9 protein-coding genes are annotated in these 13,336 nt (G+C 52.8%); 2 read left to right on the top strand and 7 right to left on the bottom strand.

Features of this window, described 5'->3' with window-relative positions; genetic code table 11:
* Positions 1-5 precede the first annotated feature (5 nt).
* Both mpl and olsF read right to left on the bottom strand, forming a co-directional pair.
* Complete coding sequence (gene mpl, locus SPL68_RS06375) at positions 6-1,412, bottom strand: UDP-N-acetylmuramate:L-alanyl-gamma-D-glutamyl-meso-diaminopimelate ligase (RefSeq protein WP_323814242.1); 1,407 nt, start codon at positions 1,410-1,412, stop codon at positions 6-8.
* 88 nt (positions 1,413-1,500) lie between these two features.
* Entirely contained in the window at positions 1,501-3,288 is a 1,788-nt protein-coding gene (olsF, locus tag SPL68_RS06380; protein ID WP_323814243.1) for a bifunctional ornithine lipid synthase OlsF, read from the bottom strand.
* A gap of 123 nt (positions 3,289-3,411) precedes the next feature.
* Between olsF and SPL68_RS06385 the strand changes: the two genes are divergently transcribed.
* Positions 3,412-3,540 (top strand): hypothetical protein, encoded by a 129-nt coding sequence (locus tag SPL68_RS06385; RefSeq protein WP_323814244.1) that lies wholly within the window; start codon positions 3,412-3,414, stop codon positions 3,538-3,540.
* Here the strand turns inward: SPL68_RS06385 and SPL68_RS06390 are convergent.
* Positions 3,530-4,672 carry a hypothetical protein gene (locus SPL68_RS06390; protein WP_323814245.1) on the bottom strand — a complete coding sequence of 381 codons (1,143 nt, stop codon included), beginning with the start codon at positions 4,670-4,672 and terminating at the stop codon, positions 3,530-3,532. The two genes, SPL68_RS06385 and SPL68_RS06390, sit on opposite strands and share 11 nt — an antisense overlap.
* A 327-nt stretch (positions 4,673-4,999) precedes the next feature.
* Between SPL68_RS06390 and serB the strand changes: the two genes are divergently transcribed.
* Positions 5,000-6,229, top strand: a complete 1,230-nt coding sequence (gene serB / locus SPL68_RS06395; RefSeq protein WP_323814246.1) for a phosphoserine phosphatase SerB — start codon at positions 5,000-5,002, stop codon at positions 6,227-6,229.
* Between the two features lie 157 nt (positions 6,230-6,386).
* Here the strand turns inward: serB and SPL68_RS06400 are convergent, their stop codons facing one another.
* The 4 genes from SPL68_RS06400 to SPL68_RS06415 all read right to left on the bottom strand — a co-directional run bounded on the left by SPL68_RS06400 (position 6,387) and on the right by SPL68_RS06415 (position 12,831).
* A complete protein-coding gene (locus SPL68_RS06400; protein WP_323814247.1) occupies positions 6,387-6,953 on the bottom strand; it encodes a DUF2214 domain-containing protein in 567 nt (188 codons plus the stop codon).
* 121 nt (positions 6,954-7,074) lie between these two features.
* A complete protein-coding gene (locus SPL68_RS06405) occupies positions 7,075-8,301 on the bottom strand; it encodes a DUF1552 domain-containing protein (RefSeq protein ID WP_323814248.1) in 1,227 nt (408 codons plus the stop codon).
* A 45-nt stretch (positions 8,302-8,346) separates the two neighbouring features.
* Positions 8,347-11,742 carry a DUF1592 domain-containing protein gene (locus SPL68_RS06410; RefSeq protein WP_323814249.1) on the bottom strand — a complete coding sequence of 1,132 codons (3,396 nt, stop codon included), beginning with the start codon at positions 11,740-11,742 and terminating at the stop codon, positions 8,347-8,349.
* 27 nt (positions 11,743-11,769) lie between these two features.
* Positions 11,770-12,831, bottom strand: a complete 1,062-nt coding sequence (locus tag SPL68_RS06415; RefSeq protein ID WP_323814250.1) for a cellulose binding domain-containing protein — start codon at positions 12,829-12,831, stop codon at positions 11,770-11,772.
* Positions 12,832-13,336 lie beyond the last annotated feature (505 nt).

Here is a 13,336-nt window from a genome sequence, read left to right on the forward strand (position 1 = left end):
TTATATCACAGCGCATGCTTAGTCAGCTGATCCACCAACTTCTGATGTACTCCACCAAACCCGCCATTACTCATAATCACAATATGTGTATTAGGTTCGCTGATGGAAATAGCAGTGTGAATTAATTCGTCCAGGTCGCGCAGCAGTTTTGCGGGAACGGGGCTTTTGTTGACGACTTCGTCCATTGCCCAATCGACATTGGCTGGTTGATACCAAAGAACATCGTCGGCGTCGGTGATGCTTTTGTTGAGCGCGTTTTTGTGTACGCCCATGCGCATGGTGTTGGAGCGGGGTTCGATAATGGCGATGATTTTTTCGTCGCCCACTTTTGCGCGCAAACCGGCGAGGGTGGTTTTGATCGCGGTAGGGTGATGTGCAAAGTCGTCGTAGACTCTAATGCTGTGTACATCGGCGAGCAATTCCATGCGGCGTTTTACACCGGCGAATTGCTCCAATGCTTTTGCTGAGTGTTCAGGTGTTACGCCGACATGACGTGCGGCGATCATTGCGGCCAAACCGTTGTTGACGCTGTGAATGCCGGTTTGTGCCCAATTAATTTGTGCAACTTCTTCGCCATTATGCAGCACTGCAAATGCAGAGCCGTCTGGATTAATTAACCGCGCTTGCCACTCGGCTTTATTTTCTTCTGCTGATTTTTCACTATCGATTACGGAAAATTGTTGTTGCGGTGTCCAGCAGCCTTGTTGGATAACGTCGGCGAGTGCTTTGTCATTCGTCGGCGAAATTAATAAGCCGTTGTTGGGAACCGTGCGCACTAAATGATGGAATTGTTTTTGGATGGCAGCGAGGTCGGGGAAAATATCGGCGTGGTCATATTCCAGATTATTTAAAATCACCGTGCGTGCATTGTAGTGAACAAATTTGGAGCGCTTATCAAAAAAGGCGCTGTCATATTCATCGGCCTCTACCACAAAAAATGGTGTGCCACCCAAGCGTGCAGAGGTGGGGAAATTTTTGGTAACGCCGCCAATTAAATAACCTGGCTCCATACCTGCGTATTGCAGAATCCATGCAAGCATGGATGAGGTTGTAGTTTTCCCGTGAGTACCCGCAACGGCCAAAACCCATTTGCCTTGCAGTACATGATCGCGCAGCCATTGCGGGCCAGAGGTGTAGGCCATACCGCTATCCAGCACATATTCCACACTGGGGTTGCCGCGGCTCATGGCATTGCCGATGATCACCAAATCCGGCGGCGTCGGCATATGTGGTGGCTGCAAATAGGCAGGATCAAAACCTTGAATTAACTCAATGCCCGCTTGCTCAAGTTGTGTACTCATGGGCGGGTAGACATTGGCATCGCTGCCAGTGACGCGGTGGCCGAGTTCTTTAGCGAGTTGGGCGAGGCTGCCCATAAAAGTGCCGCAGATGCCGAGAATATGAATATGCATAGTGCTCACTACCAGTTCGATGAAATGGTAGTGAGCTTAGCATGATGCAGTCAGTGGTTACAGGCGCAGGCTCTGTGTTTGATAAGGCTTACACAGCCACTGCGATTTCTGCATCGGTCTTTTTAGTTGTTGGCACATCGGGCAAATAGCGCGCGCGTTTTGCAGCCTTCATACAGCTCAAATCGCCCATAAAGAGTCCATCAACGCAGTTGCCGAATTCAGAATCTACGCTGAAGGCGAGCAAGTTGTAGCCGCCTTCTTCGTAAAGCCCTGCGTATTGTTTGAACAACACCGGAATTTTGCAGTCGTGATTTTTAAATTCGTCTTGCAACAAATTGAAACCTTGTTCGCTATCCAATTTTGCAAAGCGATGTTGTAAATCGATCAGTACATCCTCTTCGATTTCATGCAAATGTTTGCCTTCGGCGAGGCTTTCATCGTTGGCATTTTTGATGGAATAATAACGGTCGTAATAAAACACCAATAAATCGCGCAACGCTTTTGGATAATGTGCGCTCATGCTCACCGGGCCAAATACATAGCGCACTTGCGGATGGTGCGATAAATACGCGCCCAAGCCTTGCCACAAATAATCCAAACTGGCTTTGCCCCAGTAATCCGGGTGTACAAAGCTGCGGCCTAATTCCAAGCCCTGTTCCAAATAAGGTGTGAGCGATGAATTAAAATCAAACAGTTCAGCGGTGTAGAGCGATTTTGCGCCGCGCTTTTTCATCAATTTGTGTGATTCACCCAAACGATACGCCCCTGCAATACACAGCTTTTCTTCATCCCACAACACCAAGTGGCGATAGTAGTGATCGTACTTATCCAGATCGCGGCGGCTGCCAGTGCCTTCGCCTACCAAGCGGAAAGTCTGTTCACGCAAGCGGCCAATTTCACGCAGCACTACGGGGTGTTGATCGTAATCGCACAAATAAATAACGTGATTGTCGCGGGTATTGCCAATCACCTGTGCCGTTTTTAATTCTTTCTTTAATGCCGCGCGGTCTTCCGGGTGGGCGATGGTTTTTTCGGTCACAAAAACCGGCGTGCGATTTTTTTTGGATGCGATTCCCTTGCCGATTTTATACACGTGTTTTTTCAAACGTTTAATCAGTGCTTTGTCGGCAAGCTGATCGGATTCCAGCGCGTGATGTGGAATCAATTCGCCCACGCGGAATTTAATCTCGGCCGAGTGTTTGTTAAACATTTCGTGTGCGAGCAAAGCAGTTGCGAGCGGTTTGAAAATCATCGAGGCGCTGTAAAACAGCATGGAATTTTTAGCGGATACAAATATCGGCAGCAGCGGCGCTTTGGTTTTACGCGCGAAGTGTAAAAAACCTGCCTGCCATTTGCCGTCTTTAATGCCAGTTGGGCTAGCGCGTGATACTTCGCCCGCCGGGAAAATAATAATCGCCTCTTCGTTATTCAACGCTTGCACAATATTTTTGTAGCTTTGTTTGTAAGCGGCGCGCGTCATATTGTCGAGCGGCAGTAACAAATCGTGCAGTGGCTCAAACGCCATCAGCATATCGTTAGCGATAATTTTTACGTCTTTGCGTACTTCACTAACCAAGCGCACCAAGGCTAAACCATCGAGTGATCCAATAGGATGATTGGCGATAATAATGACGCGCCCTTGTGATGGAATGTTGTTGCGCTCGCGCTGGGAAATGCTGTAACTGAAATTAAAATATTCAAAAATCCGGTCAATAAAATCGATGCCGCGATTGCCTTCGTGCTCGCGCAAAAATGCATTGATTTCTTTTTCGTGTGTCAGCTTGCGCAAAATGCTGAGCGTGGAGTTGCGCACTATGGGCGACTGCTGGGTAAAACCGGGGAATTTGTTACTGAGCGATTGTTCAATATTGAGCATGGTAATCACAACCTTGCGATGGGCGATGCTGCAAGGTTATGACTGATGCGTGACGGTTATGTGATGGAATGATTGCAGAAGTGTGACAGAAAAGTGGGGCGATGTTTCTTTGGTGAGAGATGTATGGACTCCGGTATTACTAGCGAGACGCGCCGTGAATACATCCATGTAGGCTCGACTGCTGCATCCATGCAGCAGACGGTCTCGCCAGCAACACCGGAATCCATACTGAGAGAATGTGCTAAGCCGTAGTGGCACCTACAAGTTGCTCTTCCTGCTTCGCAAGCAGCGCTGCATAAGGCGCTTTTAGGCCGATTAATTTGCCGCTGTCGCTGACGATATCCAAGTGTTCTTGCAGGTCGTGGTCGATCAAGCGTTGGCTAATTAAGATTTCGCCTTTATCGGGTTTTAAATAGTTGTTGTGTTGCACCACAAAATCTTTCAGCAGCGATTTGTTGGAGCTGACGGGCGCCGATAATTCATGTACTGCCGCCGCTAAATGTAAACGCGGGCTGGGGCTTTGGGATGTGAGGCTATTGAGCAATTGCGCGGCGCAGGCGGCGCGGAAGCTGCACTCGTAAAAGGCTTCGCCAGTGAAGTCGATAATCAAGGTTTCGCCCGATAACATTTGGCGCTCGCCGCTGTATAAATTCAGTACGCCCTGCAATTGTTTTTCAAAACGGCGCAGTACTATCGCAAAACTTTCGCTGTTTAATTGTTGGTACAGCTTGCCCATGTTGAGAATGTTCAAACTCAAACGCACTGATACTTGTTTGGGTAATTCCGGCTCGGGTTCTGGTACGTCTTCAATGGTGGGCATTTTCTCGACCACGGCGGTGACTATCTCGCTCGCGGTGGGCAACTTATCTTTGAGCTGCGACCACCACTGGCGTTGGATCGACCACCAGATCACTAGCAGCGAGAAGAAAATCGCCGCCATCCACAGCATAAAAAAGCGATAGTCGCGCTCGCTGTAGCGCGGCACATCGAGCGTCACTTCCAAATAACCGGCGACATTATTGTGCAGTGCAATAGGCGCTGAAAAACTGTAGCGGCGGCCGGTAATTTCCTGATTGGGTTTAAAGCCGTTTTGCACCAGCAATTTGTTTTCCACGTTGTGGATGGTCACGCCGATTACGTTGGGATATTGGCCAACTTCTAACAATATCGCCTGCAAACTAACCAAGTCTTGTTGCAAGGTCGCGTTGACCGCCTGACGGGCGGCGCTGGTGGCGAGTACTTGACCGTAGCGGCCAATCTGCTCGCGCTGATTTTGTTCGCTGTTATGAATGTATGCCCAGGCGCCAAATACGCCGAGTGCGAGCAGCAACAGGCTGCAGAGGCTGAGTTGTGGGTAACTGCGATAGGTTTTGATCAATGCCATTTTGTTGTTAAGTCCGTGCTCTATTGGTTGCGTTCATCTTGCTTGGGAAAACCCCGGTTCCTGTCGGGATTTGAGATGCGGCACACGCGCATACTGTTACGACTGTCGCGTGAAATCGCATTCTAGCCTAAGTCAGTCATATGCGTTAAGACGCGGCTGGCGCTATGGCCGTTGAATCCCGCTTGGATAAGCTGCTGTGAGGCGCTTTGAATTCCGCTAGAATGCGCGTCTTTACGCAAGCGCCCCCAGCTTACACCATCACGGCGACCGAAAGGTGAGGCGGGTTTGGCTCCTTTATATAGCAAGCTCTGTGATGAGAGAGGCTTTGTGAACGAAATTCTACTGATTAACGCATCGGGCCACGACCAACCCGGCGTCACCCGCGCAATTTCCCATGTATTAGCGCGTGCTGGTGCCCGCGTATTGGATATTGGCCAAGCGGTCATCCATGACACCCTCGCGCTGGGCATTCTGATCGAGTTGCCGGTGGTTGGCGATGCGCGCACGCAGCTGCTGGAGCAGATTCAGCAAGCCACCCAGCCCTTGGGAATTCAGGTGCGCTTTCAAACCATTGCTGCCGACAGTTACGAGCAATGGGCTGAACAGCAGGGCAAAACCCGCCACATAGTCACTTTGCTCGCGCGTCAGATTGATGCGGTGATGATCGCTGAGCTGACCGAAATTACCTCGCGTCACGGCTTGAATATCGACAGCATCAGCCGCTTGTCAGGCCGTGTATCCCTTGCGGATTTGGATGCAGGTGATGCTCATGCGGGCAGTGCCTGCGTGGAGTTTTCAGTACGCGGAATGCCTGCCGATTTGGTTGCGCTGCGTAGCGACTTTATGGATTTATCCGCGCGTTTGAATATCGATGTCGCCTTCCAGCGCGATACCGTCTACCGCCGCAACCGCCGTTTGGTGTGTTTTGACATGGACTCAACGCTGATCGAAGCGGAAGTGATCGATGAGCTGGCAAAGGCCGCTGGCGTGGGTGAGCAGGTATCGGAAATTACCGAGTTGGCGATGCGCGGCGAGTTGGATTTCAAACAGAGCTTTGCGCGCCGTATGGCCTTGCTCAAAGGTTTGGATGAATCAGTGCTCGCGGGCATTGCGAAAGAGTTGCGCATCACCGAAGGCGCGGAGAAATTAATATCCTCGCTCAAAAAACTCGGTTATAAAACCGCGATTCTGTCGGGTGGATTTAATTATTTTGGTCAGTATTTGCAAACGAAACTTGGCATAGATTACGTCTACGCCAACGAGCTGGATATTGTCGATGGCAAAGTCACCGGCGAAGTCAAAGGTATAGTGGTCGATGGCCAACGCAAAGCGGAACTGCTCGCAATGTTGGCCAAGCAGGAAGGTATCGCGCTCGAACAAGTTATCGCCGTGGGTGATGGTGCCAACGATTTGCCGATGCTCAGCGTCGCCGGTCTCGGTGTCGCCTTCCGCGCAAAACCGCTGGTAAAAGCCTCTGCCGAACACGCGATTTCCAATTTAGGATTGGATGCAATTTTGTATCTGCTGGGCTTTAGAGAAAGAGATAAATTGCTGTAATTTCTCGCTCGGTTTGATGAGCAAGTTAATGATGTATGAGAGGGGCGCACTGCGCTCCTTTTTCGTTTTTGCAGGCACAAAAAAAGCGAATCCCGCCAGGTATTCGCTTAAAGGTTTTGTTGCAGTTCGGCCTGTATCCCTGCCGATTAGTTAATGATTATTCGGTCAGCAGCGGCAGTTCATCGCGGCGCATGGAACGCAGGGTTTCGCCGGCGACAATAATTGCGCAGATGATCAGGCCGCCGTAAATAGTCATCACATAGCTGTATTCGACGGTGTAATTCCAGGGGCGCGCTATGCCGAGGTAGCAGGCGAATAGCCATGACACTGTGGAGATGGCGCCGGTGAAAACTACCAATAATTGTTCAACTCCCGATACCGATAAAAAGCCGCGCGCGCAGGTGACGCGGGGGAAGCTGAAATAGTGCAGGGCGATGCCGTTCAGGGTCAGAATCGACACCACGGTAAATTTGGCCCAGAGCTTTTCGTTCATTAAATACTGCGCCGGGTTTTCGATATACCCGAGCAGCACCAGCGCCAAACCACTAATCCACAATGCAATCAGCGCCATAAACATAATGTCGGCCGATTTGGTCAGATCCTTGATCGCTGTTGTCGATAGTGCTTTGCCGCGCGTTTTGGCCAGCGCCAAATCCTGCATCAACAAAATTCCGACAGCCACACAGGCGGCAAGTAAGTGAGCGTAGACGATTAGTGTTTTCATAATGAATGCCATTTTTTGAAGACGAATTTTTAGTATGGGGTGCTACTTTTTTAGTGCGAACAAAACCCGATTTGCATCGGGTTTTGCCACGTTTTTTATTACACGGTTGTTCTCACCCGGATTAGAACAAGCCGGCAATGGTTGATGATCCCCAGTTTCTAAAGGCCGCTCCATTTGGCCCTTGGTTGGCGCGCAAATGCAGGCCAACGGTTTGGAACAGGGCGGTTTGCGACAAGCCGCCCACATCCAGCACGCCGCCGCGCACACCACCACCCGCTACGAGGAATGGTGTGTTCTGGCCGCTGTGCGCATCCACGTTACCCATGTCCGACACCTGAGCCACTACGGTCGAGCTGAGCAGACCGTTGCTTTCCAGCTTGTCGAGCAGTTGTTTGGTGAGTGACATGTAGTAGGCAACATCTTCGTCGTAGAAACCGGCGTAGTTGGGATTGCCCTGGTTGTGGTGCGAGTCATGTGACGCGCGTGGTTTGGCGACCTTATCGAGAAAGTGCAAGTGCTCGTCGGTACCAAAAGCGAGCGATACAGATGCTGACAGGTTGCAGTGCAATGCCAGCACGGCGATATCGGTCATCATTTTCGACATGGCATCAAAGCCAACTGCGTTGGTATTTGACAGTGGTGCACAGGTGCCGCCGCCATTGCCGGGGTTGGTGGTGGCGATAGAGTCTTCCAGTTCGCGGATCGCGGTGAAGTGGCTGTCGAGCTTGGCCAGTTCGTGCTGTCCCAATTTGGTTTTTAACTCGTTCACCGCCGCGTAATGCACATCTACTAACGACTTGCGCGGTGCCACGCTGCCGCCGCCATTGCCTCCACCGCCAGAGAAGAGAATATCCAGCGCCGCCTGCGGGCTGGTGATCGCTGGAATCTGTGCATTGCCTTCGCGCGATAGCTCAGTCACAGGTGTAGTCCCGAGGTTCAAGCACTTCACCGGAAAGTTGGCGCCTATGGTTTTGCCGAGGTTCACATCGAAACTTTGTTTACCCCAAGGATTAGGATCGTTAAAGCGGGTGAACATCACCCCGTGGCCGCCTTGCATCATGGTGGCGTTTTTGAGCAGCGCGATACGGCCTGCGCTGTAGTGGGATTGCAGCGCTTGGGTCTGGATTGGCAGGGTGCTACCGGTTGGGAAGAACTTGGCGGGCGTACAACCGCCGGGCATAAATACCGATACACACTTGGTCGGTGTGGTTTGCGCTTCTGCGACGCGCGCCATCATTACACCGCCGATCATCGCCGAGGCTTGCAGCGCACCGGCAGAAATACCGGCGCGTTTGACGATGCGCAGAAAGTCTCTGCGCTCTTTATCGAAGCAATCTTTATAGTTCATTGTGTGACTCCAATTCATTAACAGGGCGAGGGAAGCGGGGGCGCATTAGCGCGCCCACTCCTGCCGGTAGATCACGGAATTCAACGCTGGTAGTTCTTCCAACATTGCACGTGGACCACGAGTGCTGAGCACATTGGTCAGGTTGTTAATTTCACAGCGATAACCGGTCTTCTCTGCCGCAGGAATCTCGACGCTGCCTACCAAGCGCGCCGGATCCTTATCGATCAGGAACAAGGAGTTGATACCGCTGCTGTAGCTCACAAACTGGGTCGCCAGACAGGTTTGCGCCTGCTGGGATACCAGCGGATGCTCAACCATAGTGCGCGCGAGATCCTTGGCACCGCTGAAGGTGATAGCGGGCGAGTGGATAACGCGATCCGGGTCGTTGAGGAATTGCAGATGCTGGTAGGGCGAGAAGAAGGTCGCCGTAGTCACGACTGCGTTGCCCTTCAGATCGGTGCTGCGCACACGGCCAGCGGCGTCGAAGTTTTCCATGCCACCACCGAGCGGGTTGATGATTTCCGCATGGCAATTGGAGCAGGTAGTGCCCACAGTGATGCGGTCGGCAATCATGCGCTGGGTGGTTTTAGGATCGTTGAAGAAAGTTGCATCGCGTTTGGCCAAAGCTTCACGGTCAAGTGATACACCCGCTGGTGGCTCGGGAATGTCCTGACACATCAACTTGCGGCGCACTGCCACCGCACGGGTGATGAGGTTGGAATCCGCTGGCGTTGCATAGCGCGACATAAACGCACCCGAGGTCAGAATCCCGCCGCGGTCGCTGGTATTCACGCGCACAAAGCCGTCGGCATCCTGAGTACCGCTAAATGGCAGGCCGTAGTGAGTCGCCAAACGCTGGTTCACCATGGTGTAGGTCGGGTTGTAGATGCTGGCAAAAGTCGCGCTGCTATCGAGCATGGCGCTGGCGAAGTTTTTGCCCAGCTCCAACTGCATGTCATGCGCGAGCGTAGTGAAGTTGGCGATGCCATCTTTGGATTGGGTAGTGAGCGATTCGGTCGCCAACCAGCGGTTTACAAAGTCGTTCAGCAACAACTTGGTATTGGCTGCATTGAGCAGAATCGCCGCCTGCTGGCGAATACCCGCTTCGGTGTTGAGCGTGCCGTTGGCCGCTGCCGCTAACAGGGTAGCGTTAGGCGTACTACCCGTCAGGGTGTAGCTCAGGTAAGTCGCCATCTCATAGCCGTCGAGTTTGTAGACATTGCCACTGGTGGCGGTGCCCACTTCCGAGCGATACAGGAATTGCGGAGATGACAGCATCGCCGCCAGCGCCAATTGCATACCTTCTGCTTGGGTGCGTGAGCCGGTAGTGCCGCGCGCCAAGCCTTGGTAAGCGGTAACTTCGGTGCTGGTCAGCGGGCGACGGAAAACTTTCGGCGCCAGATCGCTCACCAGTTTGTCGGCACAGGTGTTGTTGGTAGTACTTGGTGTACACGCCAGCAACCCATTCCAGCGGGTGGCCACATCGGCGGCGATACGCTCGGCGTTAGACACATAGCTGGTGTAGCGGCTCTTATCGATCTGCACTGTGTTGTTGTTTACAAACGCACCCGAGATAAAGTCATCCGGCAGGCTCGCCAGCAGATCCGCTTGGTAGTTCACCAAGTCGCGAATCGAGCGTTGGTATTCCGCCTTGGTCAGCAAACGCAGGGTGCGCTGGCCATAACTTGGGCCGCTCGATGGGCAGCTAAACGCGGTGGCAGGTTTATCGGGAATGCCATCGCTTGGGCGACGCCAGGTGAACAGATAAGCTTCAAGGTCAGCCGCACATTGGCCGGTACAAGAACCTTCGTTGCCTTGTGGCATCCACAGGGCGATAAAGTCGCGCAGCGCGCGGTCCTGGGTGTCATGTGAGTGGCGGTACACCGAGCGGTTCGGGTTGAGCGGCGCCAATACTACTGAGCCATCGGCATTCTTCTCGCCGTCTACACCGTGGCAACCAACACAGCCGCGTTGCGTCCAGAGAGCCGCGCCGTTAGTGGCGTTGCCCACGATTGCACCGGCACTGCTGGAGCTGCCTATGCTGCTTGAAACCACACTGCTGGAGGAGTTGGTGATATCAGAAGAGGTGCTGGAGGCACTGCTTGCTGAAGAACTAGTTCCTTCATATGTCAGGGTGATAGGGCTGGTTGCCGCCGCAGGAATGCTATCGGTATAGCTGATGACCTTGTAGTCATAGCTGCCGCTGGTAGTCAGGTTATCGGTGTAGCTAACACTGTTTGCGCCAGTATTGGTGGCGGTTGCCCAGCGGCCATCAGCTGCTCTGCGGCGCACCAAAAAGCCGGTTTCGCCGCTGCTGACATCGGCCCAGTTGAGGCTTGCCGCACCTGTGGCGTTGCTCACACTGCCGCTTAAGCCGGTTGCTGCGTTAGGCGCAGATGCCAGCACAATCGCCGGTAGATTGCCGGGATTGTCGCGGTTCAGGTACATCTTGAAGTACACAGGTACCTTCTCGCCCACGGTCGATAAGCTGGCAATCGCGCGCAGAGCTTCCACACCGGCATTCAAATCGAAATCGGTTGAGTTGATCACGATAGGCTTGCGCGGTGAAAAGCTGACACGGTTATTAGCGTGTTTCACTATCAATGCATCAAAAGTTACTGGCTTGATGATGCCGTGCAGCACCAGGTTACCGGTCAGGCTTTGGGTGCGGGTGGAACCGGCGCTCATAGCGTCAATCGCGGTTAAATCCAGATTGGTGGTGAAGTGCAGGCTCGGCAAAAAGCCGGACTCAAACAGCAGGCTTTGCATACGCGTATTGCGGATATCCACACCGGAACTGATGCTCGCCAGTGGAATCGTCAGTGTCGCTTGGCCGCTAGTAGAAACAGTGCCCTGCAGTTGGCTGAAGGTCATGTTTTCTGGCGTTTCCGCGCCTGCGGTACTCTTTTTCACTGTAGTGAAGTGAAGGGTGGATGCGCTGGTATCCAGCAACCAGCGGGCGGCGATAGCCGGAGCGCTGCTGGAGCTGGAGGAGATAACACTGCTACTGCTCGGCAGGCTGCTTGATGCAACACTGCTGGAACTGCTAGCTGTGCCGCCACAGTCGGCACCGTTAAGGGTAAATGCCGTTGGCGCGGCGCCCGGATTGGTGGCGATCAAACCAAAGCTGATGCTGCCGTTGGCCGCCAAGTTGCCGTTGTAGCCGACATTTTTCACGCAGACATTGGCGCCAGTTTGGGTATAGGAGCCTTCCCACAATTGGGAAATTTTGTCGCTGCCGGCGTAAGTCCAGCACAGCTCCCAGCTGGTTTTGGCCGCGCCGGTATTGGTCAGAGTGACCTTGTACTGCGCGCCTGCGCCCCAGTTATTCTCACTTTGGAAATTCACGCTACAGGCGCCTTGCGCCAGTGCTGCGCCTGAGCCAGCCAGCCCGAGGGCGATCCCGCTGGACAGCAGCGATAGTTGCAATAATTTTTTCATAGTCGATTCTCTCTATGCTTCTGCCAATTAACGGGCGTCAAAGACGAGCGCAAAGTCCATCGGAACGGCGACACTGATCGAGGCAATTCCCACTGCCGCGCGAAGGGCTTCAACACCATTGGTGAGCGAGTAGTCGCCAGCTTTGATCAGCACTGGCGCAATGCTTTGCACGAGAATTCGGGAGTCGGTCAGTTTCTGTACCGCCACCTTGGTGGTGATAGTGCCGGTCACGCCGTGCAGATCGAGGCTGGCGGTGATATCAGTCGCAGCACTTTGGCCAAGCGCAAGGCCGCTGATCAGAGTTACTGGCACTGCAACTGTCACAGTCGCGGTCGGATAAGTGCCAGTTTCAAACAGCAGGTCGCGCATCCGTTGATCGCGCAGGGCAACACCGGTATTGACCGTATTTAGGTCGATACTCAAGGTCGCGGTACCTGCACTATTAATGTCGCCACTGATGCTGGTGAAGTTATGCACCTCCAGATTGTGGGTATTTTTGGTGGTAGCAAAGTTCAGGTAAGACTCGCTGGTGTTCAGCGCCCAAGGGCTAACCGTTGCCGCACTCGACGAAGAACTGGGTACAGAGCTGCTGGTTGCGACTGAGCTTGAGCTAGGTGCTATAGAGCTGGAGCTAGACACAATCGAGCTGGAGCTAGAGCTGGATGAAGCGGTAGTCGTGCCACAAAGCGTACCGGTTAATACCGGAATCTCAGCGGCGGCTGCGCCTTTTGTCCCTTGAAAACCAAAGGTCAGACTTTGGCCGGGTTGGATGCTGCCATTCCAACTGGCGTTTTTGGCGGTGTAAGGGTTGGTGCCACTAAAGGTGGCGTCGTAACCGCCAGTCACGCGGTTGTCGCCTACGTACTGCCAGCTGAGGTTCCAGCCATTAGTGGCGCTAGTGCCTTCGTTGGTTATTTTTATCGACGCCGTAAACCCCGTGCTCCATTGGCCGGTTACCTGATATTGGCACGCGGCCTGGGCGCTGGTCGCCACAGCAGATAGCGCGAGTGAGAACCCCAAAGCACAGAGGGTGCGACTGAGCACACCTGCTGGGCGAGATTCCTTCGCTATTAATGTCAAACAACTCATAGCTCTTCCTCGAAGATGAGTACCGACTGGGTCGGCTGTGCAGCAAAACCATCAAAGGCACCGGAAATACCTATCCCGCATCACACCCGTAGGTGATTGTTGTCGTTGGGTCTGAGGTTCTGAACGGTTTTACTGCGCGTGTTAGTGGGGATGATCCTGAACGCATAGGGCAATAGCAGGCGCTATCGAAGTAGGCGGGCTATCGACTTAAAAGGATCGGATTTTGGCGAGTGCTCGAAATAGATCTAACAGCCATCTCGGTGTGGCCTTTATCGTTTGTTCTGGTTATTTGTCAGATAAATCTATTTCAGTAGAAGCTAACGTGGTTTTTAACATCTTGTTATAAGAATGATGTTTGCGCGGAGGTTAACGGGTCTTAAAAAGAAAAGTAATTGTGCAAAGACTGTGAAAAATGGGTTTTGTGAACTGTGCACGCATTCGTCATAAAGTCGAACCGGCAGCCGTTGATGGTGAAAAACCCCGTACCAGGTAAGGGGTTTTTCGT

This window comes from Cellvibrio chitinivorans (assembly GCF_035117775.1).
Taxonomy (GTDB): Bacteria; Pseudomonadota; Gammaproteobacteria; order Pseudomonadales; family Cellvibrionaceae; genus Cellvibrio; species Cellvibrio chitinivorans.